We start from the raw sequence: 24,930 nt of genomic DNA, 5'->3' as shown, positions 1-24,930 counted from the left end.
GTACTCCATAAGAGGCAGCTCCGATGCTGCCTGCCCCTTATGTCGTCCGAAATGGTTCCTGGGAAATCGATTGATGTGATCGCATGCATAGACGCTGCAAATGCCGCGCCGCCGGTTTAGGCCTCGAAGCTCCAGGAGATTGTAACAGGACATGGCGAGGCGCGCATTCGTTCGACGCAGGTGGGAGCGCTCCACACGTTGCTTGATACAGCCTCCTTTTGACATGATAGCCGCTCCACCTGAGTTGAAAGCTATTGGAACGTGAGCGGACTCAACCACTCAGTCGATTTGTGCCTTTTCGTATTCACCGTTGGCGCACGAAAACCTCACTTGAGTTTGAACATCTTGTTATTGGATTTCGTCCACCGCTGGTTCCCTGGCCAGCGCAGCGGTCATCCGGTCCCGATCGAGATCTCCCTCCCAATTAGCGACGACGAGCGTCGCTATTGCATTGCCGATTAGATTGGTGATTGCCCGGCTTTCCGACATAAAACGGTCGATTCCGAGGATCAGCGCCATACCGGCGACCGGCACCGAGGGCACCGCGGAAAGCGTCGCTGCAAGCGTTATAAAGCCGGCACCTGTGATGCCGGCCGAACCCTTTGAACTCAGCATGGCAACCAATAGAAGCAGGATTTGATCCGCCAGCGTGAGCGGCGTGTCCGTTGCTTGGGCGATGAAAAGTGAAGCCAACGTCATGTAGATGTTTGTGCCGTCGAGATTGAAAGAATATCCGGTCGGGACAACGAGTCCAACGACCGACCGCTTGCAGCCCGCCCGCTCCATCTTCGCCATTAAGCCCGGCAGAGCCGCTTCCGACGAGGATGTCCCCAGGACGAGCAAGATCTCCTCCTTGATGTAAGCGATCAAAGCGATGATCGAGAATCCATTGCATCGCGCGACAGTCCCGAGCACGACGAGGATAAAGAGGAGCGACGTGAGGTAAAAAGTGCCGATCAGCATTACCAGGTTAATAAGGGAGGCAATGCCATATTTACCAATGGTGAATGCCATCGCGCCGAAAGCTCCTACCGGAGCAGCTTTCATCAGCACGGCCGTAAGCTTGAAGATCGGTTCCGTAAGTGCATTCAGGAACCTGACCACCGGTTGACCATGATCGCCGACCATTGCGATTGCTATTCCAAAAAGTACCGAGATGAACAGCACCTGAAGGATATTGCCATCCGCGAAGGCGCCGACGATGGTGTTTGGAATGATGTTCATAAGAAAGCTCACCGCAGTCGTCCCGTGAGCGTTTGCCGCGTAGCCGGCGACGGCTTTTGGATCAAGTGTCGCGGGATTGATGTGCATCCCAGCGCCCGGCTGAAGGAGATTGGCGACCATAAGGCCAACAGCGAGTGCCAAGGTCGAAAACACAGTGAAATAGAGAATCGCCTTTCCGGCAACACGTCCAACTTTCCTCAGGTCAGCCATTCCGGCAATGCCGGTTGTAACCGTCAAGAATATGACCGGCGCAATAATCATACTGACGAGCTTGATGAATGCATCCCCTAGTGGTTTCAAAGAAGCACCGAGGTCAGGATAAAAATTGCCTACCAGAATGCCAGCGACGATTGCAGTGAGAACCTGCACGTATAGATGACGGTAAAACGGCACCTTACGAGGGGTCTCTGCGGCTTGATTCGCAATCATTGTCGGTCCTCTTTATAGCTTCCAAAGCGTTCTCTACGCCGTTGACGTGGCAACCGGCTGGGACTGCGCTCACCGACCGGTTTTTTGCAGGTTTTTCGCCTTCTTCTGGTCCGAAGCAGGTCTGGCGCTCCATGCGCTGTCGGCAACTTTGTGCAACCCATAGAGATATGGCCATCAGCCTCGCAGAGTTTGCGGGAAAGGTATTTCTTCCACCCGCAGGCTATTGGTGTTGCCCGCCGCAAGTGCTGGAACATGCTTCCTAGCAAATGACTGAGCTCAGACCGATCGTACAGACCTACCGCCCGCCAAAGATGGTCTTGACCCATAGTCGGACCAGCGAGCGTTTCGGCAAAGAAGGCTCTCATTGCATTATCTCGTCGCGCATGCGCGGGGAGCAGACCGAGTAGAACTTCTTCCTCCGCCCTCGATTCAGCGGCTTGCAGGTTTGGCACTGCGAAGGATTGTAAAACGGCGGCGGGGGCGGAGAGGCAAAGGGCGTCGTCTAACTCGGTTGCGGAAATTCCTTTCGAGCTACTTACAGTCATAGATCTGGCAGCGCCTTTTTTTAGTACATGTAGAAGGCCGCTCGTTGATAGATGACAATCGAAAGCCATCTCGCAATTCACAGCGGCTCGAGATCCATCGATTGCGACGATTACCGTTGGCCGCCCCCGATCGACTATTCGTCACCGACCTTACCCAACTTGTGCAAATCGTGAGACTGTGCTTCTGAGCTTGCATCCTGCGACCCATGATTTTCCGTGTTGCGGCACCAAGCATTGGCTGCCTGGTAATTGGCAATCAAGAATCATGCCAATTTGGATTTGGCTTCGCATCTCCCGGATTTGGGCTCTTTGTTCGGTGAAGCATGCAGACGTGCATGAGGGGTGTGTCGGGAAATCGACGGACATAGCGCCGAATGTCGCAAAGCCGTTGGCAAACGCTCCGGCGTGTCCCGCTCTCGAAATGTTCTTGAGCAGCAGGATTTCGCTTGGGTGGACTTGCCATCGTTGCCATGATAACGCCACTTTATCGCGTGGCCACTGATGGTGAACAGCAACTTCCTTATCGCCTATGCAGTCGCTGGTGGACCTCAAGGCTGAGCTGAATCCAACCGATGGACCAACTCTTAACGAGCATACCGCATCGCCATGAAGCGTGTACGACAACGCGCATGACTTTTGTCTGTTCATTTGCACTGAGAGCTGACCCGGGGTTGGAGTGACCCCCTCGGGCTGGGCCACGGGGTACGAAAAAACACACGCTCTGTGGGCCTCAATCGGAGAAGGCTCATGAAGTCCCGAGGACCATATCGACGGCATTCGACGCCGTTCAAGCTGCAGCTTTGCCAGGATATTCGAAACGGTGTCATTGGACGGTGCGACACGCAACGCACTTACGGCGTTTCGGCCAACCTTATCCAGTTGTGGTTGACGCAGTTTGACGGCGGCGAACTGAGCGATGAAGAGGCAGAGGCGAGCGACATCGCCGAATATGAGGCGCAGATCGCGGCGCCGAACGCAAAGTCGGCCAGCTCACGATGGAGTTGGACCTGGTTTTAAAACCACTCCGCAGCAGCCGATCGCCGGCAGCAACGAGAACTCCTCCATCGTCACCGGCCCGCGGCCTGCCCCGTCTGACGGGGTTGCAAGAAGATCGACCTCCCGAGATGCAGCTACTACTAATGCTCCGCAGCAAGGGCCTTGAATCGAGGACGTTCAGGACGAATTTCCCTGCTACGGCTATCGCCGCGTGACGCACGAGCTTCACCGACGGGGGCACCTCGTCAATCACAAGCGCGTGGCTCGTGTCATGCGGGCCAATGGATTGGGCATCAAACCTCGAAACCGCTATGTTCGAACGACGGACGGTGGCCACGATTCACCGATCTACCCGAAACTCTACGGCAACCCCGGCGAGGCCCAACATGGTCTGGGTGGCTGAGTTTTCCTATATCCGCATCGCCGCGAGCTTCTGCTATCTCGCTGTTATTCTCGATGCCTGCAGTCGGAAAGTCGTCGGCCGTGGTCTGTCAAAGCGACTGGACACGCCGTTAGCGCTGGCGTCGTTGCATTCAGCGATCGAAAATAGGAGGCCTCCGCCGGGCTGCATTCACTGCGCGGGACCGCGGATGCCAATACGCAAGCGAAACCTACCGACAGGCGCTTGATGCGGCCGGTCTGATAGGCTCCATGAGCGCCGTCGGAACCCATATCACAATGCGCAGGCGGAGAGCTTTATGAAGACATTCAAGGTGGAGGATATCTACCCCGCAGGCTACGAGACCTTTGCAGACGTGGCCGAGCGGTTGCCGAGGTTCATCGAGGAGGTCTACAATTACACAAGCGGCTGCACTCGGCCCGTGGCTACAGATCGCCAGCAGAATTTGAAACCCAACTCGCCCACTGGCTGGCTTGGTTTGAAGCGCCTCGCTGGTCCAGCCCGAGGGGTTCACTCCAACCCCGGGTCAGCTCTCAGTGCAAATCAACAGCGTGATGAAGCCTTACGGCGACATGAGCGTGGCGAGCGCACTAGGCGAGGTTGCGCCTGCTTGCGTCACCATAAGTTTCTACCCTCCGTCAAAGCATCGAGCCAACGGCGTCTGCAAGCAATCCATAACATGGATGTATCGCATTCACACAATCGATTTTACGAATTGCCGGGCATGCTCCATTAGAAGAACAACAATCGACTGAAAGCAAGTACGCCGGCACCTGCTGCCGACGATCTTCTTAGTTATGGGCGAGTGCGGCAAATCGGCCGAAATCGATCCAGCGAATGAAAGCACCTTTCACATCGTCGCTGCGGATTCCTGCGGCTGACCAAGGTGCCTAAGGTCTTAGTTCATCCAGTTAAGCCGGGAATTTCATCAGGTCTTCTATGCCGCGCGACTTTCGAGCCGATGTCCATGCCTTGCGGGGTCTAGCTGCCCTGCTGGTTGTCTTTTATCATACCCAAGTCGCGTCGTTTGGTTATCTCGGCGTTGATATTTTCTTCGTAATTTCGGGCTTTCTGATCACCGGCCTCATCGCGACCGAGCTTGAGCAGGCACGGTTCAGCTTTTGGGAATTCTATTATCGTCGTGCGAAGCGTCTGTTGCCCGCCGCCTATGTGGTCATTGCGCTCACGACGATCGCTGCACCCTTCTTCCTGTCAGATATGGGCCTACGGGACTTCCGAACTCAGGTCCTCGGGGCGCTCACATTCACCAGCAACATCGTTCTCTGGACTCAGGCGGACTATTTCGGCGGATCCGCCGAAACGAAGCCTCTCCTGCATTTCTGGTCGCTCGCTGTCGAAGAACAGTGTTATCTGCTGCTTCCTGCTTTCTTGGCCTTGTCTCCCAAGAGATGGTGGCTCACAATGGTTGGTTCACTTCTGGTTGCCAGTCTGGCACTGTGTCTCTACGTGGCCTTTCGTGACCCATCCGCAGCATTTTATCTTTTGCCGACCCGCTTTTGGGAAATAGCGATTGGTTCGCTCGGGGCATTGCTTCCCGCCAGCGCTCGCGTGACTGCCAAGTTTGCGGCGCTGCGCCTCCCGGCGCTCGTGCTTATCCTCCTTATTCCCTTTGGACCTTCTGGTTTGCAGAACCCGATCGTGAATGCCGCTTTGGTCTGCTTGGCAACCCTGATCCTCCTGCTGTCGCCCAACAAGGATAATGTGGCAGTTCGAAGCATGGCAAGGATTGGGGATATCTCGTACTCGCTCTATCTGATCCATTGGCCGGTGCTTGTATATGTGCGGGCTGCCTGGCTGGAAGAGCCTCCTTCGCTTGCGATCTATGCGGCAGTTGCCTTCTCAGTTGTAGCGAGCTTGGTACTTCACCGTTTCGTGGAAAAGCCGTTCCAGCGGGGATTCGTCACATCTCGTGGACGGATGGCCTCAGGACTCGTTGCCGCAACGGTTCTTCTCGGCTTCGCACTGTCAGTCGACATTGGCGCAGCCGAAAGTAAGGGTGGCTTTTCCGAGAGCCGACGGATCAATTACGGCCTGGCAAGGGAATGTGATCGCACATCTGGATCGCGGCCTCAGGGCATTCTGGAGGCCTGCCAGACGACAGACAGGCCCGAATTGCTGGTCTGGGGCGATTCATTTGCCATGGCACTGGTTCCCGGCTTGGCCAAAACGGTCGGAGAGGCCGGCCTGGCTCAGCTCACAATGAGCGGATGCTCCCCCGCCATCGGCGTTGCTGCCATCTCCAAGCGCGCAGTGTCTCTCTCCTTTGGTGAGGACTGTATCCGCTTCAATGACAGTGTTTTGAATACCCTGAAAAATCGGCCGGAGATAAGGACCGTCGTCATTTCGAGTCCATTTGACGCCCCTGACTCCAAAGACTTCATGCTGCTTAAAAGACGTGACGGGACATTCACGGAAGTTGAAACGTCGGTAGATGAAGCGATTGAGGGTATCAAGTCTCTCGTCGAGGCAGTTCGCGCTTTGGGTAGGCGAGTGGTCATAGTTGCTCCCCCGCCAGTCGCAGGCTTCGATATCGGCGATTGCCTTGAGCGAAAGGTGAGTGGAGGTCTTATGCTCGGGCGGCACAGTGATTGCAAAATCGATGTCATCGATTACCGCCGGATGCGATCCCGCACTCTCGATCTCTTAAACCAGGTCGCCGTGAAAGCTGACGTCGAGGTTGTCTCTTACCACGACTTTCTCTGCGACGACACAAAATGCAGAACTGAGATCGATGGTAAATTCCTCTACCGGGACAGCGGCCACCTTTCCTACCAGGGATCAGAGATCATCGCTCGAAAGACAGGACTTGTTGAGAGGCTGATCAGGGCTGCTCGTTAGAGCATTTTCGAGATAGACTCTGTTTCAAGACGAATTTTCTAGGCGGAGTGAACCGCGAGCACTTTCGCGTAGCCTGCAATGAAAAGCGCACGAGGATTTCGGACGCCCGCCGCGCCGACCTGAATGTGTTTCGGCGTGGAATATTGGCTCTGACGCACATTTGGTGCAATTCTCTCATGACGCGCCGATCAGGCGGGCTTGAAGAAGATCAAGCTTTCCGCGACCGTACATCTGGCGCTTCACCAGTTTAAGCTTGGTGATCTGCCCCTCGGTTTGTCCGTTGGACCACGGTGAGACGATCGCTGCCCGGCGATCTGCTGCGGGAGGGTGAAGACCACGTGGAAATAGCCGACAGGCAGAAGATCGGCCTGTCGGGCAACAAGCCAGTCACGGCTCGCTTGTCCCTGACACTTTGGGCAATGCCGGTTGCGACAGAATTATAGGCGATGCGGAACGCTGCGCAGTCCTGACATTGCTGGACATGCCCGCCCAGGCGAGCGGTCCGGCACATCTCGACCGCACTCATGACCCGGCGTTCGACACGCCCGAGATGGGTGTCATGGGTTTGACGATATCTTTCCCCGTGGCGGCGAAAAATATCCGCCACCTCCAGTCCCGCCGCCATGGCGAAGCTTACTCAGCTTGGCGGCACCACCTCCAGCGTCAGCCGGTCGAGCGGGCTGGTCGTGCTGCGGATCAGGATTACTCGGCGTTGGGCCAAGCGCGGCTCAAGGCCGACAGCACCGCATGATCAGCGAACCCGTTCCGCCTACATATTTGGTGCCATCTGTCCGAAGAAGGGCAAGGCGGCGGCTCTCGTCATGCCGTGGTGTGACACTCATGCGATGAACCAGCATCTCATCGAAATCTCCCGAAACGTCGCCGACGATGCCCCCGCCATCCTCATCATGGACCAGGCAGGTTGGCACATGTCAAACAACTTGGCCGTTCCAGCCAACATCACCATCCTGCCCCTACCTGCCAAATCGCCAGAACTTAACCCTGTCGAAAACATCTGGCAGTTCTGATCAATGAGGGTTGGTATAAGTCACCTCCATCCGAGATCGCCGAGGCCTACGAGGCGATTGGAATCTAGAATACTCCGGTTCCATAAGATATCTTACCTGATTTTGCACAGCTGACGATGTATCGTTGGCTATGTAATACGCGTCCACCTCTAATTTCTTTGCTGATAACCTTGCCACAGCCCAACGGCCAAAACCAATGTGCTGGCTCGCCGGTGGCTCCCTGGTGTCCGCTCTAAACGCGACGCCGCTTATTTCTCGGCTCCGCCCGGCTTTGAAAACTGCACGCCAGCGCCGCCCCCGTTTTCGGAGATAAATTCCACTCCGGCATTCTCGAATGCGATACGTATCACTTCTAGCGTCGAGGCATGGCTGGACCGGCCTGCTGTCCTTTCCATCACAGCCTGTGAAGAATGCGGTCCATTCACCGGGGACGCTGGCGCCGTGAATAAGGCAGATCGGTCTAGGCCGACCCTCCCGTCCCATTCCAACGCCACTGTCTTCGACATCGTTGCTTTATCTGCCGGAACCTCTGCCGATGATCGCAGTTCTTCATCTCGCCAAATGATGGAGTTTCCATGGACATCTCTAGCACCCGCAGCATCTTATCGGACAGACCCGCGCAGGCCGCCGGGAGCCTCCTGAACGCCCGACTGTCAAAAGGTTACAGCGTGAGCGAACTCGCTATCGCGACCGGCCTGACCGAGACCGAGATCAGGCTCGCGGAAGACGGGCGAATGCAGAACCCGGACTACATCCGCCGTATCAAATCGGCGCTCGCGTAGAGCGCGGAATATCAATGGACGACTTTCGTTCGGAATTTTTCGATACGATCCAGGACCTCTGCGATGTCGCGGAAGGTGCCACGCAGTTTGACCGAGCTGTATGGAAAGCCGAGTACCTCACCCGATCTGGCCACTGGTACAATTACTATGGGATCGTCAGAGGCGGGAAGGCAGCGTCGATCGGTCACGACTACGATTGTCGTACGGGCATTTCGCATGACGCCGACGCTCACACTTTCGTATTCACGCTCCTCGACTTCGCGACCAATGACGCGATTGCCTCGTATTGCGGCGGACGCTATGCCGCGACGGACATTATGGAGGAGGTTGAGACCTCGGGACTGCGGTCGTCGGAGGTTCTCCGGATCGGCGTCGAGGTGCGCGAGCGGTTGGCATGTGGTCGCGCCGTGATGACGGTGACTGATTTCGCGTTCGTCGGTCTGCTCCAGGATATACGGGAAGATCTCAAGCCGCGGTGCCTTTCATTGCGGGAACAGGTTTCGCCGAAATGGTGCCGGGGGCGGCGCTTCATCGGAAGCGCTCCTCAGTTCGTCGGCAGTGGCTGAGACGATAGTTCTAGTCGTGAACTTCCGCCCAGTGGGGATATGTCACATAGGCCGTGAGCGCTCCCTCCCCCTCCGTCGTAATCGTCACCGCCTCCCCCTTGGGCATGTAGACGATCTCGCCCGGACCCGCCGTGACGGTGCCAGCTCCCGTCGAGACCGCTAGCCGTCCTTCCAGAACGATCATGACGTCATCGACTGCTATGGTTTCTGTGAGGGTCTGACCCGGTGCGTACCGGCCGTACCCGATGGTGATCGGCCCGCCGTTCTTCTCGTCGACCAGGTTTCCAACGAGTATATCGGCATCCTGTCCCGGGGACCTGACCAGGTTCGCGTCCGCGACATTGAATTTCTGGACTTTCATCGCTTTCTCCCGTTTTTCGACGGAGGTAGCGCGGCTGCCGAGGATGCCAAGACCGACTACGGCACGGAGACACGCATGTCGCCGAACGGGTTCCTTGTTCCAACACCTGCCAGAGACGTCTCATAGGGATCGGGGTAACGAGGACCATCCACGGCCTCTACAAGACGATCGACGACGTCATGTAACCCTCGAGCGAGATGGTTTCTGGTTCATCAGGATGCCTCATGCGGAACCACAGCCAAGATCGCTCGTTTATCGCCGAGATCAAGGAGACCAGACATGCCCAGCGGCCCACTCAAAGCGCTTCTCGCCGTCCTCGCGGTCGCGGGATATCAGAACCGCGACCGGATCGCCGAAATCCTAAAAGGCGTAACCGAGCGCCAACGGACGTCGCCGGGTGGAGCGACACAGGGAAGCGCGTCGAATGCAGCCCCCGGATCGGATGCCGGTATCGACGACATTCTTAACAGGTTGCGGACAGGCGGACTTGGAAGCTTGGTCAGTGGTGGCAGCATCGGGTCGATACTGAACAGCGGCTTGAGCGACCTGCTAGACCAATTCCGTGAGGCCGGGCAGGAGAAGAAAGCTGAGTCATGGGTCAAGCCCGGGGCGAACGATCCGATCAATAACAGCGAGCTCGCTTCAGCGCTGGGACCAGATGTCCTGCGAGACATAGCTGCGCGAACCGGCATGTCAGAAGAGGAAATCCTAAAGCGCCTCTCCGAGAACCTGCCCAATGCAGTCGACGGCCTTACACCGGATGGAACGGTTCCGCCTGCATCCGCCACTTGACCCTGACGTAGGTTCAGCAAAACAGTCTTGTCGGCGACTTCCTCAAGAGGCAGGCGCGAGTACAGCTTATCGATCGGCACTAGCTGTCAGCCGCGTGGCGACCCCCAATGCGAGCGCACAGAGGCTGAAGGTTCCTCCCATCAAGCAGACTCCCGGCCAGCCGAGCCAGCCGTAGGCGGACGTTCCCGTGATCGCCCCAATGGCGCTGCCGACAGAGTAGAACATCATATAGCCGCCGATCAGCTGACCGCTGCGTTGTGGATCCAGAGCCACGACGACGCTGAGATTGGTGACGTGGACGGCTTGGACTGCCAGGTCGAGCAACAACACGCCTGCCAGCATCAGCGGAATGGAAAACGGAAGGAAGGCGATCAGCCCCCAGGATGCCAGCAAGAGCACCAGAGAGACCCCCGTCGTCCATTTGCCATGGCCGCGATCAGCAAGTCTTCCGGCATAGTTCGCGGCAATCGCTCCAGCCAGTCCGACGAGACCGAATAGACCAATCCTGGTATGCGAATAGGAAAACGGCGAAGCGCTGAGCGGCAGGACCAAGGCTGTCCAGAACGTGCTGAAGGACGCGAAGATGATGAGCGCGAGGCCCCCTCTAAGAAGCAGGACCGGTTCGCGCAGGAACGTGCGTGGGATAGAGATAAGCGCATCGACATAAGTCCCGGAACCTGGCCCTGCGGAATGCTTGGGCAGCACCGAATTCAGGACTCCGACCATGACGACCATGGATAGCGCAGAGGCCATATACACCGCCCGCCATCCGCCGACATCAGCAACCACACCGGCTACCGAACGCGCAGCCAGGATGCCGGTGACGACGCCGCTGGTGACCATGCCGACGACCCTGCCCCGCTGGGCCGCCGTAGCCAGGGCCGCCGCATGGGCGACAAGTATCTGCACCAGGACCGCCAGCAGCCCCACAACGGCCATGCCGAGGAGAAGGATCATTTTCGACCCTGCAGTCGCCACGACCACGAGAGCGATAGCCGCCAGCAGTCCTTGGACCTTGACGAGACTTCGCCGATCCACAAGGTCGCTGATCGGCACGATGAAGATCAAGCCCAACCCATAGCCGACCTGGGTCAGCGTCACGATGAGACCGATGGCGGCTGGCGAAATGGCAAGGTCCTTCGCCATGAGGTCAAGCAATGGCTGGGCATAATACACGTTGGCCACGCTGAGGCCCGCCGCCGCCGCCATGACGAGTGACTGTAATCCCGACAAGCCGTCTCTTTGCGTCTCTTGAGTAAAACGGGTTGACCTGGCATCCATTGGGTTCCTCGTGTTCTCGTTCCAATTCCTTGTTGAGACCACTTGGCTTGGTTTGATTCTAGTTCTAAGTTAGAACCAGTTTGAGCCGAGGGAGATCACCGATGGTGAAACGTGTCAGCCAGTGGAATGCTGGATGCCCGGTAGCCCGTTCGCTGGATGTAATCGGCGACTGGTGGTCCCTGCTGATAATCCGGGACGCCTTTGACGGCTCGCGCCGGTTCGGCGAGTTTCAGTCAGGACTGGGCATAGGCAAAGCGGTGCTGGCGACCCGATTGCGCGACCTCGTGGAACGAGGGATTTTCGAAACCGCGCCAGCCTCAGACGGGACCGCCTATCGGGAATACATTCTTACGGCGAAAGGGCGCGGCTTGTTCCCGGTGATCGTAGCGCTCCGTCAATGGGGTGAGGACCACCTGTTCGCTCCCGGCGAAAAGCGGTCTTTACTCGTGGACAGGGAGAAAGGCGCACCGATCGCACAGCTTGAAGTTCGATCGAGGGATGGTCGCTCTCTTGCTTGGTTCGACACTCAGGTGCTGGCGGAAAGCAGTTGTTTGCCGGGAAGCCGATGATCGCCTACAGCGCTATCCTGTCACGACGACTTTCGACCAAAACGGACGTCGAGATTCGCGTTGGGGAACGGCTGCGTTGGGCCTCCTTGTCAGCCATAGATGCAGATGATGCATCTCCCTCGCACGAAAGTCCCGCTCCCGGAAGACTGTGGTTTCATGTGGGCCTACTCCGGTCGGGAGATCGACCGTCTTTTGCCGAACGCGGACCAGGATGAAATGCGACGGTAAGCAAGGGCCGCGCTGGCGGTAAGCCGGAGGGAATGGAAGACGGCGGACAAGCGTGTTGGATATACGAAGGCGAAAAAAGCCGAGGAGTAAATGGCAGATGTCGAGGAGGCGTTGGCAAAGGAATTGTGGAGCGCGGCGCCTCGATCTGTCGCCGGCGTCGTGGTGAAGCTGCATTCCCTCTTGGAAATGGAGGATCCACACTCTGCCCTACAGGAAGCGCCGTGGCCGGAGCTTCGGACGATCCTAGCCGATCTTGTGCGAATTTGCGCAGGTCCGAATGCGATCTAAGCGGGGCCGACCAACTCACAAACGAGCGCTCAATCCTGTCGATATATCGCCTCTACATCGTTGATATCGTTTGCAATATTTCCGTCTCGCGCCCATTCTGCCTTGATATTGGGAGGGTGCCATGACGAAAGACAGTCGGACCTCTGCAGTCAAACCGCGATCGATGCGGAATACCCAACGTATGATCGAACGCGCCGACCCCATCTTCGCTCTTGCGTTTGATGCAGGTGTGATGGGACTGAGCGCGAAGTCGGTTGAACGACGCCTCGTTCATGTTAGGGACCGCCAGAACGGCACCCGCGAAGTCGTCGACTTCGTCCGCTGTTCCTACCTCGGTCTCGACAATCACCCAGCCATCATCGCAGGGGCCATCGAAGCGATCGCGGATTATGGCTCCCTGCACTGGTCCTGCGCACGCACACGCCTCAATTTCGGGCTGCTCGTGGACCTTGAGGAGAACCTGTCCGATCTGTTTCAGGCGCATGTCATCACGTTCTCGACAGTGCTTGCCGCCAATCTGAGTGCCATGCCGATCCTGGCTTCCGGTTACCTGACCGGAGGTAAGAAACCGCTTGTCGTCTTCGACCGGCTGGTCCACGCGACGCTGGCGGTCCACAAGCCGCTCGTCGCTGCCGAGACCACGGTGCTCACCATCGATCACAATGATGTCGATATGCTCGAGCAGATCTGTCGGGCAAACCCAATCGTGGCCTTTGTCTGCGATGGTCTCTATTCCATGGGCGGTGCAGCCCCGATCGATGAACTGCTCAGGCTGCAACGGCAATACGGATTATTCCTCTACATCGATGACGCCCACGGCATATCGCTTTTCGGTTTCCGAGGGGAAGGCTATGCCCGATCGTCCATCGGCGAGGAGTTCGGGGATCGCACCATCATCGCCGCGTCGCTTGGCAAGGGTTTTGGCGCCTCAGGCGCGCTGCTCATGCTCGGGTCGCAACGCCAGGAAGACCTCTTTCGGCGGTTCGCGCTGGCATTCGCCTTTTCGGTTTCTATCAATCTTGCCGGCATCGGCGGCGCGATCGCATCGGCCAATCTTCACCGCACCCAGGAGCTCCTCGATCGCCAGATCGCATTGGGAGAGCGGATCAAACAGTTCGATGCCATGATCGAAACCGAGCAGACCTCCCTGCCCTTTCCGATCCGCACCATCATGCTCGGAGACGAGCGTGCGGCTATTTCAGCGGCGCGCCAGTTGCTCGACCGCGGCCTCTATACGTCCGCGATCTTTTTTCCGACGGTGGCCCAGGGAAGAGCGGGTTTGCGCGTTTGCCCGACGGCCAGTCATCTGGTCGAAGAAGTCGACTGGTTAGGCCGCGAACTGAGGTCCATTATCGACGGACCTGCGGCCGACGGATCGGGGCCGCGGCCATGCTGATCACCGACGTCTCCGCGGCAGCAAATCGGCGGGCGCGACGCGTCATGCCCATGGGAAACACAAGAAGCTCAGCATTTGCCACGCCATATCCTATCTATCTTGCATCAGGTGAGGGAGCCTATGTCACGGACGTGGATGGCAACCGCTATCTCGACTTTCAGAACAACTTCACCGCGCTGATCCACGGTTATGGTCATGCCGACGTCACAAGCGCATTGCTGGCGCAATTGATGAAGGGCTTGAGCTTTGCGAACCCAACATTCCCCGAGATCGAACTCGCGGAGCTTCTCTGCGACCGGGTAGCGCATTTCGAGCAAGTGCGCTTCACCAACACCGGTTCCGAAGCGGTGATGATGGCCATCAAGGCTGCAAGGGCTTTGACCGGCCGGACGCTGGTGGCAAAATGCGAGGGCGCCTATCACGGGAACTACGACGCAGTCGAGATCAACGTCACCGCGCCGCCAACCCGCTGGACCGATGGCTGTGTGGGCTACAGCCTTGAGCACGACGGATTAACCGCTTCGGTCGCGCGGCATACGGTCGTGATCCCCTTCAACGACATTGAAAACAGCGATCGCATCCTCTCCGCTGCCGGATGCGATCTCGCTGCCGTGCTGATCGACCCCCTGCCCTCTCGTGCCGGCCTCGTTCAGATCACTCCGGAATATCTCGCCTATCTGAGACGATGGACGTCAGCCCGATCCGCTCTTCTAATCTCCGACGAGGTGTTGAGCTTCAGGCTCGGCTACACCGGGGCCTTCGGCGAAAGCTCGATCAAGCCCGATATAACCGCCTTCGGCAAAATCATCGGCGGTGGTCTTCCCATCGGTGCGGTCGCGGGCGGCAGCGATGTGATGAACGTCTTTGCGCCATTGGCCAAACGACCGCATGTCGCGCATTCAGGCACATTCACAGCCAATCCGATGACCATGGTGGCGGGCCTGGCTGCGATGGCCGCGATGACGAAGGACGAGTTTCGGCGCATCACTCAACTCGGTGACGATGCGCGACGCGTGCTCGCCGATGCGTTTCGAAGCGCGGGCGTGACCGGGGCGGTCACCGGCACCGGATCGCTGTTTCGCATCTTCATCGGTGCAGGCAAGATCTCAAGTTATACCGAGGCCCATCTCGCCTCGCACCATTCAGCTACGCTCGGCGACGTTATCAGGCACATGCGCGATCGCGGCGTTCTCATTTCGCAAGTCGGCCTCGGGGCGATTTCAACTCCGATGACGTCGACGGACATCGGCAAGCTGGCGGCAGTCTTTGAAGACGCCCTGCGCGCGGCGGCCTGGAGAGCCCATGCGAGAAAAGAGGTCGCAGCCGATGAACCTTGAGACCGAACGGCTGTTCATGCGGCCGGTGACCGCCCGCGACGGCGACGCGCTGCACCGCCTCCATACCGATCCGCTTGTCGTCGAACTTATCATGCAGGGCAAACCGCTGACGCGGGCCGAATCCGATGCTCGTCTTTCTCTCTATCTCAATGAGTGGGATCGCTATGGCTATGGCTTCTGGATGGTCTATCTCCGTGAAGCGAACGGTGACCTGACCTTCGTTGGTCGCGCGGGACTGCGCCGATATGACGAAAATGATGTCGAGGTTGGTGTCTGCCTGTTCGGGTCTTGCTCGGGCAAGGGGATCGCCGGAGAAAGTCTTGAAGCTGCGATCAAGTTCGGTTTTCGACGCCTTCCTGTGCGCCGGCTGGTTTGCGTCGTCAGGCCGACGAACATCCGGTCTCAGAAGGCCATGCTGCGGCTGGGATTTTCGTTCACCGGCATGACCGAACATCTCGGGACGTTCTTTCGCTTCTATGAGATGCAACGACCGGGCAAATTTGCACTGTGAGGCTCGGGAGTTCGGATCTGATAACGCCACCAGATTTTCCGGGAGGTTCCGGATCGCTCCACGCTACTAAATCCGCTCATAAGACTCTTGTGTGCGGAGCTCCGACGGCCAGAATATAGACCGTAGCCCCGATAGGCCGTTGAAACGTTCCTTTTTTCATCCGGTCGCCTTCTCGGCGTAATAGGTGGGACTGCGCGAATGCAATCCTTGGCTCTACCCGCTGGAAATATATCTCTGTGTACTTGGGTAGATATGGAGGGTCGATTGCGGTCTTGATGTGCGTGTTGAGCCGTCGGAAAAAAATTCCACGGTAGGAGCGCGCGATCCAACTCTGTTGTGACCGTTGGCAATTGCGTCGTTCAGATAGGCAGGCGGATCGACGGCTTTGAACTTGCACGTTTCGATCAGCGGAGCATAGTCGCCCGCTTAGACGGCGAGTACGATCACCAGGCGATAAGGCATCTTCTCGTTGCTAGCACACGTGCCGCTTAGCCGTTCTCTTTGCTCTCGATCCGCAACTTATGACAAGCAGAGATTCACTTAGAAATCCGGGGTTGGTAGCAACGCAGTGGAAGCTTTGCCGTCCTTGCAACATTTTTTTAGATGAGTGACATCTCATTTAACGCGGCAGGGGTATTTTTCCATAAGTGCGGAAAGCATGTGCATTGGCATAAGGTCGGACGCATCCGTCGCGAACATATCGTTTTTCGCGATGTAAGCTTTTAGGGTCTCAATATATTCATCCGTCGAGATCGCATGCCCACGGGGCGGGCAGAAGAACGCTTGATTCCGATCAACGACAAGTCTCGAATTTGCTCGGCTTAAGGTGAGGCCAGCGACCCGAGCGATCAATCTGACCCCGCGATCATCTGACTCCCGCAGGAAATCCGCGACAGTCTCTTCTGCCACAACCATGCTTGTTCCGGAAAGCCAGAGCAATAGGACGGCAGCGAAGGGCCAAACTCTGATGCGCATTGCTTCTGATCCCCATTTTGTAATAATCGTAGATGACATTATATTACTTTCCAAGCTGCCGGGCGGCTAGGAATAACGTGAAATTCGAGAGACCGCAGATTGTCCCCGAAATTTTGCTTGAGCCTTTCATGCCTGTGCTGGCTGTGGGGTCGGAACGGGGGGCAGTTTATATCTGTTGACCAAAATTGTTTTGCTAACTTATGTTGCCGGAGGGTGTTACCAGGGGAAAATGAATCTCGCGTTTTTGTAGCTTGCGCCTATCTATTACTTGCACATATTTCATGTGCGGGCGCTCCGGATTGATCAGCCCCAAAATATTCTTATGGTTCGGAGGGGGATTGTGGACGGATGAGCTACGACAACGTCACTTCAATATGTGCGAATAGCGATACGCCGCTGCCCGGCGTTATCTGCAACGTTTCCGCCTTGATTCTTTTGCTGGGGAGCTGAGAGTTATCGAATGACATCCGCTAAAGCGATTATGTCGAGTTTCCTGATTGCCGTCTCAATATTGCCGACTTATGCGCAAGACGACGTCATTCGCACCGAGGACGACAAACAAAAACCCATACAGGTTCGGTGCCCAGCTAAAAATAACGGCGCTCTTGTTTTGGATAGTCGCACTAAGAGTGGAACACTAGGGCGGCTGACGGTATATTATACGGGTGATGCCGCAACTAGTATGACTTATCATAAAACTGATAATAGCGGTAAGTGGCAGATGTTGGCTTCGATAGATTACTCAGTCAAAAACACACCCGAAGACGTAGTCACAGGTAATAAAGGTCTCAAGCTGAGTGAGGCGATTAGAGTCAAATATTGTAATGGTAACCAAGCAACGCGACGGAGATTCGATGATTTCCTACAGCGAAATCGACGTGCCACCTCAGACTGAAATAATTCGTGTATCCTCGATCATCCCATTTGTAAACGCTAGGTATTCGGTCGATCTTGAACTTGAGTGTGCTTGCTGGGGGAGAGAATGACGAGAGCTGTATGCATCAAATGCGGGGAAACGAAATGGGGATGCTGGACTGCTTGTGACGCATGCGGACACGCCCCACACGGAGAGACCGAACTGGCCGACTCCCTTTGTTTATCGGATCAGATGCTTGATGATGAGGAAGACCTTGTCGCGGTCGCGGAGTACGTCAAGGAGAACGGAGCTGTCCCGGTTTTCCCAGCCGCTTTCCGACATGCGCTCGCGACAGTGCGCAAGAGCGAAGCGGGCTTAACAAAACGTGGCCTACTGCCTGCTGATCCAATGAGTTTTACCAGCACGATCCTTCGGCATGAGATAGCGACTACAGAGGGGTGAGGGTCAAAGATCAACGAGCCCCATCGCAAGAAAATAAACGGCCATCATCATTGGCCGGTCGCGTTTCGCTATGTCAATGAAACATGCAGCCTCTAGTGGTTCGGGCGCCGGTCGTTCAGTAAGGGCAGATTTGCGACTGCCCTCCTCTAAAAAGAGTGGTGGATTTAATCGAGGGGACGGTAAACGCGGGAGCGGTCACTGACTTGCTTTCCCCGCCCTCGATGCTGCCCACATCGATGCGCGCCCTGCGGGCGGTATTCGCGGCGTCGACGATTTCGGCTGAGATCCGGAAAGACTCCGGGCAGGAGTTGGATATGGTATATCGCGCTCCCGCGGGAATGACCGACACGCACGAACAGTCGGCAGCGGACGGCGGGGGCGCTAATGCTTTGTTGAGATAGGCCGAGATGAACTCCCTACATCCCCGAAGTTGATTCATGGCTCGCGGATTGTGCTGCTGTGCCTCAATGATGGCCTCCACCGGTTCAAGGCCTTGCTGAAGGCCGCGCGCATAGGTCTGCCTTGCGCCGGCATCCCGAAACACCCAGTCAATGCTCTCCCGGACCTCGCTGGTATCGCACGCGTGGGCGGTGCCCGGTGTGGAGCAACCGCGCATCTCGGCACGACGCCGGCATTCGGCAGCCTTCGTCAGGTCGCCACCCATGCAGGCGGCAGTCATCTGGATCAGTTTGTCACTACAGGTCATGGCCGAGGCGGCAACTCCCGGAAAAACCGACGACAAGCAGATGCCTGTTGCGACGGCGACCAACAACGTGATGGGACGATAAGACATTTCAGCAACCCAGACTGATCATCGCATTGCGGTTGACGTCCATGCATGCCTTGAAGCTGCCCGCCTGCCCGGAGGATCCTCCCCCGATATTGCGCCAACTTCGTTCACATGTCGCATAGGCAGATCTGAAATGAGCACATTTGCCCCCGCCGCCACTGCCGCTGCCTCCGCTGGATCCCACACTCGATCCGGCACCGCTGATCGTGGCCCCGATATTGGCACCGATTAACGCGCCCTCCGCGATACTACCCGCCGCGCCGAGAAGGTCATCGAAGAGGCTTCCGCCGTCATCGCTCTGAGCGGCAGGAGCCGAAGGCTGCCTGCGGCTCTGTTCGTATTGCCGGTATTTCGTTTCCCGGCCGCCATATTCCGCATCATCTCGTGCTTCCTTTGCCCATTGGCTGAGCTCATCGCCCAGCGCGAACAAAGCGCACCTGCTGGCATTTTTCTTCTTGCATGCTTCCTGGACCGCCGACCTCGCCGCGGTCAACGTTGCCTGCCGCCATTGGGAGGAGCAATAGACCTGCTTGCCAACCTCGTAGACGGCCATGGCCTTGTTGGCCCGCTGCCCATGGAAGTTTAGCTTGTTCCAGCTAGCGGCGCAGGCATCGTACAGGCGGTCGCGCTCGCTCAAGGCCGGTGTCGTCGCCAGCGGCATTTCCCACTCGCTTTTGATATAGAACGCGTGAGTGAAGTTGCCCTGCACGGGTTCCGCCTGAAAATGCTTGTAGAAGGCCTGCAACCAGTCGACTTTCGCAGCATGGGGATATTGGAAGATGAACCTCAGGTAGTTTCCGTCACAGCAACCGGCTGTGGCAAATTCAACCCGTCGATGCGAACCATCCGGGGACTGGGCGGTTACATAGGCCGTGTTCTTTCCGACTTCCGACTTGATGATCTGGAACTCCTTATCCCCGCCCTCGGCGAGGTCGTTGCCAGGATATTCGCCTTTGATCGTGTTCAGCAGATCTTCGGCGGTGGTCGATAAGTCCACCTGAATTCTGATGTATTGCTCGCCGTCGCGGAAAATCAGAACGTCGTCCTCGCTTTCCTGCTTTTGAAAGCGCAGTGGAATTTTCGTGATCTCATAGGTCTCTTCGTACCGGTCGAGCGACCAGGTGATAAAGTCCTCCTCCGGCGCCTTGCTGGCCGCAACCTGCGCCGACCCGCTATCGGTCCAGGCAACAGAAAGGAAATTCTTGCCCAGTGCGAGATACGCGTCATTTGGGATCGAAGGACCTTGAAAACCACTTTTGAATTCGCCGATGTCCTTGGCTCGATAGGGCCCCAGAACGACCGCGAACCAGCCATTCTCGGAATTCATTATCTTGACCTGGTGGCCCACATAGGTTTTCGCGATCTCGATCGCTTCGCTGATATCGGCCCGGCTCGCCAGCACCACCCATTTGCGCCCATCCGACAAAGTCTGGCTGCTTGCCGCCGAAGATGTTTGCGGGTTCAATGTGGAAATACACAAGGCTGCGCTGAGAACGATTGTGCGAATTAGTCGGGCAGCGTTGAAAACTGGCCGAAAAAATTGTCGTTGCCCGACGATGATCATGCATTTCCCCCTTTATGCGCCACAAAACAAGGAAACACGTCCGCTTAAACTACATGAGTAGTCCGCCCCCGGTTGCATTGTCGTGGCTATTCTCTGTACGGCCCCAACCTAATGAACAATAATAATACGCTTACGTCAAATGTGCTTTTCTCTTCCCAACAGGCGCGACGACGCCATGTATTGGTGCCAATAATTGCTAAGTCGTATTGTCTGGATTAGTCTATCGGGCTTTCGCCTCTATCGGTTTACTGAAGGTAAAAAAATGAATCGCGCTATTTGTATCAAATGCGGTGGCGCCGAGCACGGATGTTGGACCCTCTGCGAAAGATGCCGACATCAGCCATTCGGTATTTCAGAAGTAGCGAATTCGCTCTTTTTATTTGATCACCAGATGACGATTGAAGGCCTTGATGAGATCGGCAGGTACATCTCTGAGAATGGACGCCCTCCGGCATTCACCGGCGAAGCGGAAGCCGCATTTGGGTCTGCGAGACTCATCCAACAAGAGCTTGGAGTGGAACGTGCGGCTGCGGCTGCGGTGCCGCGGGCATATCCTGCCCCCGTTGCTCATCAGAGCTCGCATGGGACAAACCGCCGGACTATTCAAAGCTCTTTCGTTCCGCGAGCCATCTTCCCGGTAAGAAGGCCAATTGATCTCTATCGAGCGATAGTATCGCCCCGTGACACCTGACCAGCTCGAACGACGAGCCTCCGCCGTCTACGGAACGAACTGGCAATCAGCCCTCGCGAGGCGTGTTGGCGTGGATGCCCGATCCGTTCGCCATTGGAAAGCTAGCGACCGGCGTATCCGTGACTGGCTGGAATGGGCGATTGGAATTCTTGAACGCCACGGAGACGAGCGGTAGGACCGAGGTCTCAGCTGGGGGGTGAGAAGCCTTCCTATTTCCGGCTCAACACGGGAGGAGAAAATATCGGATGAAACCAGAAGCTGCCGCACGTACTCTGTGTTTGGGGAGCAAATGACGAATGCACCTATCTTGATTGTTTTGGCTTTGCCTTGCTCGTCGCCGTGGGACTACTTGTCTTTGTCGAGAGTAAGAGACCTCCGCCGCCGATTTGACGTCGCTAGATAAACTTCTTCCGTTCCGCCCTCGCGGCTCATGGGGATGGCGTTCCGAAGCGCCCCCATAGCCACGGTCGGCTGATCCTCGAGAGAAACCTGCTGATCATCGCGATATAGATCTGCCCCCAAAAGCTTTTGTCTCGATGGCTTTGAGGTCGATGTCATGCTCCGGCCAAAAGCGTGACTTGTCGTAACGGAAGATCCCCTTCCGGTAGTAGCCGACGCCGGGCGTCGATACGAGGAGCGGTGTCGCGATCCCCTTGAAATTCATCGCGAAGTGATAACCCGACTTCACCACCACGAAATCGACGGACTTCAGATCAATTCCCTGGCTGGTGAACACGGCAGGGTCGTGACTGAAGCCGGGTTTGCTGGTGAGAAGCACAAACACCCGTTCCTCGACCAGAACGACAGCTGCCGCACCGAGGGAGCTTGCCTCCCCGCCATGGAACGGTCCGGCGAGCGTATATGCGCCGTCGCTCAGGTGGATCACTTTCCCGGTGATCCTGCGTGACGATAGTCCCGGCGAAATCTGTCCGCCGACGTCGAGCGTGACCGTGGCGCCCAATCCAGCATCCTGTGCGTGTTTTACGCTGACGGCATCGGTGATGGTCAAGGCAGCTCGCAGCTCGGCGAAATGGTCCAGCACCTCCGCCAGCAAAACGGTGCTGTCACCGGGCGCGCCGGCCAGGATCCGGTCGCCCATATCGGCCATGACATACGGGCGGTTGGCTGGTTGCGACCGCACGATCTCGAAGGCGTCCTGTATCTCGAAAAGATCATCGACGAATCGTTCCCGGTTGTCCCAGAACGCCCATGCGAGGTCCTTGGCCACCTGCGAAGCGAGCGAAACGATTCCGTCGGTCATGACCGTTACCACCTGCCCGATATTGTAGTCGTCCGCGTAGCGGAAGACGTTGTAGATGGAGATATCGACAATGCCACTTGTTCCGGCTGCAAGCTCTCGAGCCCTGTCGTGAATCTCGCCAAGCGGACCACTCGCCGTTTCGCCGGCGCCTGGCAGGATCATCGGCACCCGGGCACTGATCACGACCGGTCGCAAGTCGCCCCTCAAAACCTGCAGGGTCAGTTCCGCGGCTCGCATGCCGCATTCGACGACGTCAGAATGCGGATTCTCCTTACATGCAATGCAGATGTCGGTGTTTTCCAGCATCGAGTCGGTCAGGTGCGCGTGCAGGTCGAGACCGATTCCGATTGCCACGAACGGGCCGACATGTCGCCTGAGATACGCCAGCAGATCTCCTTCCAGGTCGGCGATTTCGGTCGAAGCCGCCGCGCCGTGCAGATCAAGGATGATTGCATCAGGGCGCGACGCCTCGATCCGCTCGACCAGCTCCTTGCGGATCGCTTGGTAGAACTCGTGGTCGACGAGACCGCTTGGCGGGCCTGAAACGGAGATCAGCGGCAGGATCTCGACGTTCGCTTGCCTGAGGTACCGGATGATGCCTCCCAATGTCGAGCCGGCACATTCAAACACCGCTTCGCCCCGTTGTATCTCGAACTGGTCGGCGGTGGCCGGTTGCGGATTGAGACGATTGGACTCGTGATATAGACGGCCGACGGCAATCCGTGGCCTCTGGCTGGGCACGTTCATATTTCCAGGCTTTCTGTTCTGTTGAGGGGTTAGATTAGCGCTGGTTCCACTCGTTCCAGCGTTCAAGCAGCATCTGGTTGTTGGCGTTTATCCAGGCAGCGTCCGGCCGGATGAGCTTCTCGAACACGTCCGGCGAGGTCGGCGCGGCCGCTTGCGCTTCCGCATTCATCGCCCTCGCCGCCGAGTATCGGGCCGGCGTGCAGGTCAGTGCTTCACAGACCCTCGCTTGCGCTTGCGGATGCGCGAGGAAATATTCCAGGAACCTGATCGCGTTGGCGCGATGCGGCGCCTTCTTGATCAACGCCCAGCGGTCCCCGACAAGAAACGCCTGATCCTGGCTCCAGGCGAGCGGCTGGCCCTCCTTCTTCAACGCGGACGCACGTGTCTGCCAGATCTCGCCCGCAACATACTCTCCGTTACGAAAACCCTGAGTGCTCTGATCGCCTGTCTTCCACCACAGGCTGATATGCGGCCGGATCGTGTCGAGGTTCGCAAGTGCGCGATCGACGTCGAGAGGGAACAGCACGTCAGGCTGTACGCCGTCCGCAAGGAGTGCTGCCGCCATGACCCGCCATGGGTCATTGAAATTCGGCATCGAACGTGGCCCGGGGAATTTCTTCACGTCGAAGAAGTCCGCCCAAGTCTTGAGGCCGGGTGCTGGAAACGACCTGGTATTGTAGGCCAGAAGTGTTGTGCCATAGGCGGAGAGCACGCCGGAGGACGCGCAGGCGCCCGGAAGCAGATCCTTGTCGCCCTGATAGGCACGGCAGAACTCGGTCATGTCCTCGTTCATCGATTTGTGAAGCTCCGAGGCCGCCTGGATCTCGCCGGCCTGATAGAGGTCCCATTCGACATTGCCCGTTTGTGCCATCGCCTTGATGCGGGCGACATTCTCGGCGCCCGTGCCGGATACCGTGATCACCTGGATCCCGGTCTCCTTGGTGAAGGGGTCGAAGAAATGGGTCCGCATTTCCTGTTCCAGGGTCCCGCCTGTCGTCGCGATGACGAGCTTTTCCTGGGCAGACGCCGAAACCGATCCCGAAACAGCGAAAACGACTGCGGTGATCAGGCCTGCATTCGTGCGCCTCTTCAAAAAACTACGCATTCTCTGCTGTCCTCCCATCAATTCCGGCTCGTGGCCTTATGGTGTTTCTGGAATAGCGTGAGGCCGCCCATGACCAGCAGCGAGACGAGCACCATGATCGTCGAGACTGCCGCCACGACCGGCGTCAGATTGAAGTCAATGTCCTCGAACATCTTGCGGGTGATGGTCTTGCCTTCGATCCCGGAGAGAAAAAAAGCGACCGTCGCCTCGTCGAACGATGCGAGGAAGGCAAACACCGCACCGCTCGAGACGCCCGGCGCGATCCCGGGTAGCACGACGCTGAAAAATGCCCTCGACCGGCCGGCGCCACAGTTCAACGCGGCGAGTTCCAGCGTCGTGTCGAAGCGTTGAAGAGAGGCCGTGACCGTCAGAACGACATAGGGGACGGCGAGCATCGTGTGAGCGATTAGAAACCCGACGAAGTTGCCCGACAGTTTCAGCGGCGCGAAGGCCACGAACACCGACACTGCAATGACGATATGCGGAACGATCATCGGGCTGATCGTCACCGCCTGAAGAACGGCCTTTCCTGGCAGATCGCCACGGACAAGGGCAATCGCCGCAAGCGTGCCGATGATCGTCGCCGTGGCTGTGGTCGCCAACGCAATCTTGAGACTGAATAACGTCGCGGTGATCCAATCGGGATCGGTCAGATATCGCACGTACCATTTGAAGGTGATGCCTTTCGGTGGAAACTCGAGGTAGTCCGCCGATCCAAGCGACATGGGGATCACCAGCACGGTCGGAAGAATCAGAAAGAACAGCAGCGCCCCCAGACCAACCGTCATCGCTGCCCCGTAGATGTGACCCAGTCCCATTGCCCGATGACGGGCAGATTTCGCGCGGCGCTCTTCGATCTCAGCGGCTTCGCGCTCGGCGAGTGCATA

Annotated in this window: 20 protein-coding genes and 2 pseudogenes; 11 read left to right on the top strand and 11 right to left on the bottom strand. The window is 57.3% G+C overall.

What is annotated here, in order from left to right; genetic code table 11:
• Nucleotides 1-348: 348 nt before the first annotated feature.
• Nucleotides 349-1,653, bottom strand: a complete 1,305-nt coding sequence (locus tag ACZ9IU_RS31230; protein WP_040126003.1) for a dicarboxylate/amino acid:cation symporter — start codon at nucleotides 1,651-1,653, stop codon at nucleotides 349-351.
• Nucleotides 1,650-2,267, bottom strand: coding sequence for a nitrogen fixation protein NifQ (locus tag ACZ9IU_RS31225; RefSeq protein WP_080719419.1), 618 nt, complete (start codon nucleotides 2,265-2,267; stop codon nucleotides 1,650-1,652). The genes ACZ9IU_RS31230 and ACZ9IU_RS31225 overlap by 4 nt, the downstream gene beginning before the upstream one ends.
• Nucleotides 2,268-2,945: 678 nt before the next feature.
• Here ACZ9IU_RS31225 and ACZ9IU_RS31220 point away from each other — a divergent pair.
• From ACZ9IU_RS31220 to ACZ9IU_RS31205, 4 genes are all read left to right on the top strand, one after another.
• On the top strand, nucleotides 2,946-3,215 hold the full coding sequence (locus ACZ9IU_RS31220; RefSeq protein WP_244447638.1) for a hypothetical protein: 270 nt from the start codon (nucleotides 2,946-2,948) through the stop codon (nucleotides 3,213-3,215).
• Between the two features lie 145 nt (nucleotides 3,216-3,360).
• The gene (locus ACZ9IU_RS31215) at nucleotides 3,361-3,597 is read left to right on the top strand and encodes an IS3 family transposase (protein WP_080955890.1); all 237 of its coding nucleotides are present in this window, start codon (nucleotides 3,361-3,363) and stop codon (nucleotides 3,595-3,597) included.
• Nucleotides 3,506-3,823, top strand: a complete 318-nt coding sequence (locus tag ACZ9IU_RS31210; protein WP_370650472.1) for a DDE-type integrase/transposase/recombinase — start codon at nucleotides 3,506-3,508, stop codon at nucleotides 3,821-3,823. Before ACZ9IU_RS31215 ends, ACZ9IU_RS31210 begins: the two co-directional genes overlap by 92 nt.
• A gap of 710 nt (nucleotides 3,824-4,533) precedes the next feature.
• Complete coding sequence (locus tag ACZ9IU_RS31205; protein ID WP_040126004.1) at nucleotides 4,534-6,453, top strand: acyltransferase family protein; 1,920 nt, start codon at nucleotides 4,534-4,536, stop codon at nucleotides 6,451-6,453.
• 308 nt (nucleotides 6,454-6,761) lie between these two features.
• On the opposite strand, the pseudogene ACZ9IU_RS31200 reads toward ACZ9IU_RS31205, so the two are convergent.
• Nucleotides 6,762-7,078 (bottom strand): annotated as a pseudogene (locus ACZ9IU_RS31200) (IS91 family transposase); the annotation flags it as partial.
• 67 nt (nucleotides 7,079-7,145) lie between these two features.
• Between ACZ9IU_RS31200 and ACZ9IU_RS31195 the strand changes: the two are divergent.
• Nucleotides 7,146-7,478 (top strand): annotated as a pseudogene (locus ACZ9IU_RS31195) (transposase); the annotation flags it as partial.
• A gap of 799 nt (nucleotides 7,479-8,277) precedes the next feature.
• Entirely contained in the window at nucleotides 8,278-8,829 is a 552-nt protein-coding gene (locus tag ACZ9IU_RS31190) for a hypothetical protein (protein WP_040126007.1), read from the top strand.
• Between the two features lie 10 nt (nucleotides 8,830-8,839).
• On the opposite strand, the gene ACZ9IU_RS31185 is transcribed toward ACZ9IU_RS31190, so the two are convergent.
• Entirely contained in the window at nucleotides 8,840-9,190 is a 351-nt protein-coding gene (locus ACZ9IU_RS31185) for a EutQ-related cupin domain-containing protein (protein WP_040126008.1), read from the bottom strand.
• Nucleotides 9,191-9,469: 279 nt separating this feature from the next.
• Here ACZ9IU_RS31185 and ACZ9IU_RS31180 point away from each other — a divergent pair, with 279 nt between their 5' ends.
• Nucleotides 9,470-9,982 carry a YidB family protein gene (locus ACZ9IU_RS31180; RefSeq protein ID WP_051900761.1) on the top strand — a complete coding sequence of 171 codons (513 nt, stop codon included), beginning with the start codon at nucleotides 9,470-9,472 and terminating at the stop codon, nucleotides 9,980-9,982.
• A 66-nt stretch (nucleotides 9,983-10,048) separates the two neighbouring features.
• Here ACZ9IU_RS31180 and ACZ9IU_RS31175 read toward each other — a convergent pair whose 3' ends face one another.
• Nucleotides 10,049-11,263 carry an MFS transporter gene (locus ACZ9IU_RS31175; protein ID WP_051900763.1) on the bottom strand — a complete coding sequence of 405 codons (1,215 nt, stop codon included), beginning with the start codon at nucleotides 11,261-11,263 and terminating at the stop codon, nucleotides 10,049-10,051.
• Between the two features lie 101 nt (nucleotides 11,264-11,364).
• Between ACZ9IU_RS31175 and ACZ9IU_RS31170 the strand changes: the two genes are divergently transcribed.
• The 4 genes from ACZ9IU_RS31170 (at nucleotide 11,365) to ACZ9IU_RS31155 (ending at nucleotide 15,592) form a co-directional block, all read left to right on the top strand.
• Nucleotides 11,365-11,832, top strand: a complete 468-nt coding sequence (locus ACZ9IU_RS31170; RefSeq protein ID WP_040126010.1) for a winged helix-turn-helix transcriptional regulator — start codon at nucleotides 11,365-11,367, stop codon at nucleotides 11,830-11,832.
• 637 nt (nucleotides 11,833-12,469) lie between these two features.
• Entirely contained in the window at nucleotides 12,470-13,744 is a 1,275-nt protein-coding gene (locus ACZ9IU_RS31165; RefSeq protein ID WP_051900766.1) for an aminotransferase class I/II-fold pyridoxal phosphate-dependent enzyme, read from the top strand.
• On the top strand, nucleotides 13,738-15,081 hold the full coding sequence (locus tag ACZ9IU_RS31160; protein WP_051900768.1) for an aspartate aminotransferase family protein: 1,344 nt from the start codon (nucleotides 13,738-13,740) through the stop codon (nucleotides 15,079-15,081). Before ACZ9IU_RS31165 ends, ACZ9IU_RS31160 begins: the two co-directional genes overlap by 7 nt.
• Nucleotides 15,071-15,592, top strand: a complete 522-nt coding sequence (locus tag ACZ9IU_RS31155) for a GNAT family N-acetyltransferase (protein WP_040126011.1) — start codon at nucleotides 15,071-15,073, stop codon at nucleotides 15,590-15,592. The genes ACZ9IU_RS31160 and ACZ9IU_RS31155 overlap by 11 nt, the downstream gene beginning before the upstream one ends.
• 615 nt (nucleotides 15,593-16,207) lie before the next feature.
• Here ACZ9IU_RS31155 and ACZ9IU_RS31150 read toward each other — a convergent pair.
• The 6 genes from ACZ9IU_RS31150 to ACZ9IU_RS31125 form a co-directional block, all read right to left on the bottom strand.
• On the bottom strand, nucleotides 16,208-16,606 hold the full coding sequence (locus ACZ9IU_RS31150) for a Rap1a family protein (protein WP_157885376.1): 399 nt from the start codon (nucleotides 16,604-16,606) through the stop codon (nucleotides 16,208-16,210).
• A gap of 1,394 nt (nucleotides 16,607-18,000) precedes the next feature.
• A complete protein-coding gene (locus tag ACZ9IU_RS31145) occupies nucleotides 18,001-18,678 on the bottom strand; it encodes a hypothetical protein (protein WP_040126013.1) in 678 nt (225 codons plus the stop codon).
• 1 nt (nucleotide 18,679) lies between these two features.
• Nucleotides 18,680-20,239: a hypothetical protein gene (locus ACZ9IU_RS31140; RefSeq protein WP_157885377.1), complete on the bottom strand. Its 1,560-nt coding sequence runs from the start codon at nucleotides 20,237-20,239 to the stop codon at nucleotides 18,680-18,682.
• Nucleotides 20,240-21,426: 1,187 nt separating this feature from the next.
• The gene (locus ACZ9IU_RS31135; RefSeq protein ID WP_040126015.1) at nucleotides 21,427-22,938 is read right to left on the bottom strand and encodes a M81 family metallopeptidase; all 1,512 of its coding nucleotides are present in this window, start codon (nucleotides 22,936-22,938) and stop codon (nucleotides 21,427-21,429) included.
• Between the two features lie 34 nt (nucleotides 22,939-22,972).
• Entirely contained in the window at nucleotides 22,973-24,043 is a 1,071-nt protein-coding gene (locus tag ACZ9IU_RS31130) for an ABC transporter substrate-binding protein (protein ID WP_498957862.1), read from the bottom strand.
• Between the two features lie 17 nt (nucleotides 24,044-24,060).
• Complete coding sequence (locus ACZ9IU_RS31125) at nucleotides 24,061-24,861, bottom strand: ABC transporter permease (protein ID WP_051900788.1); 801 nt, start codon at nucleotides 24,859-24,861, stop codon at nucleotides 24,061-24,063.
• Between the last annotated feature and the right edge of the window lie 69 nt (nucleotides 24,862-24,930).

Source organism: Mesorhizobium sp. USDA 4132 (genome assembly GCF_056279545.1).
Note: the sequence above shows the minus strand (reverse complement) of the source record. Positions and strands in the feature narration are given on the sequence as shown.

Excerpts from the sequence above, each read along its gene's own strand:
- ACZ9IU_RS31230 (WP_040126003.1), bottom strand. The coding sequence starts at position 1,653 with ATGATTGCGAATCAAGCCGCAGAGACCCCTCGTAAGGTGCCGTTTTAC.
- ACZ9IU_RS31225 (WP_080719419.1), bottom strand. The coding sequence starts at position 2,267 with ATGGCTTTCGATTGTCATCTATCAACGAGCGGCCTTCTACATGTACTA.
- ACZ9IU_RS31220 (WP_244447638.1), top strand. The coding sequence starts at position 2,946 with ATGAAGTCCCGAGGACCATATCGACGGCATTCGACGCCGTTCAAGCTG.
- ACZ9IU_RS31210 (WP_370650472.1), top strand. The coding sequence starts at position 3,506 with ATGTTCGAACGACGGACGGTGGCCACGATTCACCGATCTACCCGAAAC.
- ACZ9IU_RS31205 (WP_040126004.1), top strand. The coding sequence starts at position 4,534 with ATGCCGCGCGACTTTCGAGCCGATGTCCATGCCTTGCGGGGTCTAGCT.
- ACZ9IU_RS31190 (WP_040126007.1), top strand. The coding sequence starts at position 8,278 with ATGGACGACTTTCGTTCGGAATTTTTCGATACGATCCAGGACCTCTGC.
- ACZ9IU_RS31185 (WP_040126008.1), bottom strand. The coding sequence starts at position 9,190 with ATGAAAGTCCAGAAATTCAATGTCGCGGACGCGAACCTGGTCAGGTCC.
- ACZ9IU_RS31180 (WP_051900761.1), top strand. The coding sequence starts at position 9,470 with ATGCCCAGCGGCCCACTCAAAGCGCTTCTCGCCGTCCTCGCGGTCGCG.
- ACZ9IU_RS31175 (WP_051900763.1), bottom strand. The coding sequence starts at position 11,263 with ATGGATGCCAGGTCAACCCGTTTTACTCAAGAGACGCAAAGAGACGGC.
- ACZ9IU_RS31170 (WP_040126010.1), top strand. The coding sequence starts at position 11,365 with ATGGTGAAACGTGTCAGCCAGTGGAATGCTGGATGCCCGGTAGCCCGT.
- ACZ9IU_RS31165 (WP_051900766.1), top strand. The coding sequence starts at position 12,470 with ATGACGAAAGACAGTCGGACCTCTGCAGTCAAACCGCGATCGATGCGG.
- ACZ9IU_RS31160 (WP_051900768.1), top strand. The coding sequence starts at position 13,738 with ATGCTGATCACCGACGTCTCCGCGGCAGCAAATCGGCGGGCGCGACGC.
- ACZ9IU_RS31155 (WP_040126011.1), top strand. The coding sequence starts at position 15,071 with ATGAACCTTGAGACCGAACGGCTGTTCATGCGGCCGGTGACCGCCCGC.
- ACZ9IU_RS31150 (WP_157885376.1), bottom strand. The coding sequence starts at position 16,606 with ATGTCATCTACGATTATTACAAAATGGGGATCAGAAGCAATGCGCATC.
- ACZ9IU_RS31145 (WP_040126013.1), bottom strand. The coding sequence starts at position 18,678 with ATGTCTTATCGTCCCATCACGTTGTTGGTCGCCGTCGCAACAGGCATC.
- ACZ9IU_RS31140 (WP_157885377.1), bottom strand. The coding sequence starts at position 20,239 with ATGATCATCGTCGGGCAACGACAATTTTTTCGGCCAGTTTTCAACGCT.
- ACZ9IU_RS31135 (WP_040126015.1), bottom strand. The coding sequence starts at position 22,938 with ATGAACGTGCCCAGCCAGAGGCCACGGATTGCCGTCGGCCGTCTATAT.
- ACZ9IU_RS31130 (WP_498957862.1), bottom strand. The coding sequence starts at position 24,043 with ATGCGTAGTTTTTTGAAGAGGCGCACGAATGCAGGCCTGATCACCGCA.
- ACZ9IU_RS31125 (WP_051900788.1), bottom strand. The coding sequence starts at position 24,861 with ATGGGACTGGGTCACATCTACGGGGCAGCGATGACGGTTGGTCTGGGG.